At 37.7% G+C, this 300-nt stretch carries 1 protein-coding gene; it reads right to left on the bottom strand.

Annotated elements, in window-relative coordinates:
- The coding region (locus tag E2K52_RS14970; protein WP_151205746.1) for a transposase at positions 1-300 on the bottom strand (300 nt) is incomplete at both ends.

The raw sequence follows: 300 nt of genomic DNA, 5'->3' as shown, positions 1-300 counted from the left end.
CAAATGCATTTTCAACTAAATGTCTTAATTGATATAGATATTTATCAAACTCCTTATTCGACCTCTTACTATTTGATCTCATTGGAATAATGGGAATCATATCCTTATTCTGGGCATATATTCTAATCTGCCCAGCAGCATATCCCTTATCAGCAATAAGATAAGTTGCCTCGTCTACAGTATCAATCAGTTGTTTTGCAACTTGACTGTCGTGGACGTCACCCCCAGTGATTTTAAAATCAATCGGTAATCCATTCGCGTCGGTTGCAAGATGTATTTTTGTTGTTCGTCCACCACGTG

Source organism: Acinetobacter sp. RF14B (genome assembly GCF_006864105.1).
Classification (GTDB): Bacteria; Pseudomonadota; Gammaproteobacteria; order Pseudomonadales; family Moraxellaceae; genus Acinetobacter; species Acinetobacter lwoffii_C.
This window is presented reverse-complemented; position numbering and strand designations above follow the sequence as displayed.